The sequence below is a fragment of the Kocuria gwangalliensis genome, from assembly GCF_039544365.1.
Classification (GTDB): Bacteria; Actinomycetota; Actinomycetes; order Actinomycetales; family Micrococcaceae; genus Kocuria; species Kocuria gwangalliensis.
Map to the genome: position 1 here is coordinate 1 of NZ_BAABLN010000012.1, position 2,804 is coordinate 2,804.

Here is a 2,804-nt window from a genome sequence, read left to right on the forward strand (position 1 = left end):
CTGGATCATTCCCACACTCGGGTTCAACGACGTCGCTCGGGTGACTTCCACCCCCACACCGGGAGCATCATCGATGCGCAGCTCCACCGTCGACGCGCTCAGATCCGCCAAGTTTCCCGGCCGCTGCATCACCCGGATGTCGTGGCCACCGATGCTCCCGGCGACACCGAGGTCGACCTCCCCGGCCCGGGGCGGACGTGCCGAAGCATGCACCCCAGCCCACCGCTGCCACGCCTGCGCCGCCTCGCTGCGCTTGTCATAGACGGCCCCGTCGATGCTCATCCGGAACTTCTCACCGCCGAGCTCATCGGTGGTGCGCTGGGCCGCAGCACGGATCGTAGGGAGCTGTTTCTCCAGTGCATCGGCTCGTGCCTGGGAGGCGTCTTTGCGGAACACCAGTGAGGACTGATTGCGATGCCAGGCCCGGTTCAACCGCTCCAACCGCGCAAGCTCCTGGTCAGCCTTGGACTTCTCCAAGATCAACGGGTTGCCGCTGGAGATCGCCTTCACCTCAGCGAAAGACAGCGTGTTATCACCGACATCCTCGATTTCGCGCACATCCAAGCGCCCGCGCATGATCTGGTCGATGAACTTCGATTTGCGCTCCAACGTCTGCCACATGAACGTATCGAAGCTGCCCTTGGTGACTACCTGACTGATGGCGACTTCCGGGTTTTGGTTGCCCTGGCGCACGATCCTCCCGTGCCGCTGCGCCACATCAGCCGGACGCCACGGGGCGTCCAAGTCCACCAGGTGCACCGCCCGGTCCTGGATGTTGGTTCCCACCCCCATCCGCTGCGTGGAACCCAGCAGCACGGCAATGTCCCCGGAACGGGCGGCGGAGAACAGCCGGCCTTTCTCGGCGTCGTTCTTGGCCTCGTGCATGAACCGGATCTTCTCCGCCGGCACCCCACGCTCGACCAATTGAGCCTTCAGCTCGTCGTAGACGTTCCACTTCTCCGACGACGGGGTGCTCTGGTCGCAGAACACGATCTGCAGGCCACCCCGAGTCGGATGCTCCTCACCACTGGCCGCATCCAGGAACACGTCGCCCTTGTGCTCCTCGTGCACCTGAGCGATCAAGTCCGCGGTCACGCTGACCTTGGTTTCCGGCACAACCGACCCCAACTCCGGGTCGACCAGGCGCATGTCCAGGGCGGCCTTGCGCCCATCGGAACTGATCTTGAGCATGTTGTCCTCATGCCGGTCCACCAGCCGAGCCTGGATCGCCTCAGCACGTCNCTCAGCACGTCGGCCGATCTCCTGGATGTAGTCCTCAAGCTCCGCCGACGCCTCCACGGCCACCATGCGCGGCAGACGCTTGCCGTCCTTTCGTTCCACCAGATCCGGGGTGGGCAGTTGCAGGTCCTCGGCGGTCTTCACATCAGCGAAGGTATGGAACATCTTCAGCAACTCGGGCACGTTCTGGAACTTCGCGAAGCGTTCCTTCATCTTGAAGTTCTCCCCGCCGGCCACTGAGAGTTCCATCTCCGACACCACCTGACCGAAGGTCGCCGCCCAAGAGTCGAAGTCGTGGATCCCGGCGCGCTCCAACAGCTCCGGGCGCAGGTAGCGCTGCATCACATACATCTCGGTGACAGAGTTAGCGATCGGGGTCGCCGTCGCCCCGGTCATCACCCGGTCCCCGTGTTGGGAGCGCAGATACTCCACCTTGGCGTGCAGGTCGGTGGCCCGCTTGGACCCGTCGATGGCCGCGTCTCTAATGTTCGATGGGGTGGTCAAGTTCTTGAAGTCGTGCAGCTCATCGACCACCAGGTAGTCGATGCCGGTCTGTTCGAACGTGATGCCCGGATCGACCTCACGATCAGCCTTGGCCTTCATCTTCTCTTCGTACCGCTGGAGGCCGGCCTCCATGCGCTTGACCGACATGCTGTCTTCGCCGCGATCCTCAGCTCGCTGGCGTGCCGCCTGCAACTCGGCCCGCTGCCGTTCAGCTTCCCGGGCGGAATAGGCATCGCGGCTTTCCGGAGACAGCTCGATGCGCTCGAACGCGGTGCGGGTCATGATGATGCCGTCCCAGTCACTGGCCGCGGCACGGGCCACGAACTCCCGGCGCCGGTCCCCGGCCAGGTCCGCCGAGGACGCGGCCAGGATCTGTGCCTGGGGGTAGAGCTGCAACCACTCCCGGGTGAACTGCTCGAGCATGTGGTTGGGCACCACCACCACGGGCTTGCGCGCCATCCCCAGCCGGCGCAACTCCATCGCACCCATCACCATCTCGGCCGTCTTGCCCGCACCGACCTCGTGGAACAACCCCACCGAGGGTTCCGAGAGCATCCGCGCCACGGCCGCCCGCTGGTGCGGCCGCGGGACCCAGTCCTTCACCAATCCCGGGAAGGTGAGCCGCTCTCCTTCCACCGTGTAGTCGCGCAGCACGATGGAGTTGAACCGCCGGTTGTACTCATCCACCAGCTCGACGGTGCGGGCCGGGTCCTCCCACACCCACTCGCTGAACCGCTCCTGCATCGACGTCGCCTTCTCCTGCGCCGCCGTGGTCTCAGTGGCGTTGACCACCCGCCGGTTTCCCTCCGGGTCGGTGGGGTCGGGGTCGGTGACCTGCACCCGGCGCTGCTCGGCCAGGTTCTTGAAGATGTCCCCGGCGGCCATCCGCTCGGTACCCCAGTCGTTGCGCGCGGCGAAGACATGACGAGACGCGCGCACGTCCCAGTTCGCCCCGCTGACGCGGTCCACCCGCGCGGCGGGGTCTTTGATGATGTGGCGCAGGAACTGCTCGTGGATGCTCGGGGACACCCACACCGCCCCGATCCTCGCCTCGATCTCAT

General features: G+C 65.3%; 1 protein-coding gene. It reads right to left on the reverse strand.

All coding sequences use genetic code 11. The features are described 5' to 3' along the window. Window positions 1-2,628, reverse strand: a 2,628-nt coding sequence (locus ABEA06_RS05815) for a helicase-related protein (protein WP_425559499.1), incomplete at its 3' end; no start/stop codon positions are given. Between the last annotated feature and the right edge of the window lie 176 nt (window positions 2,629-2,804).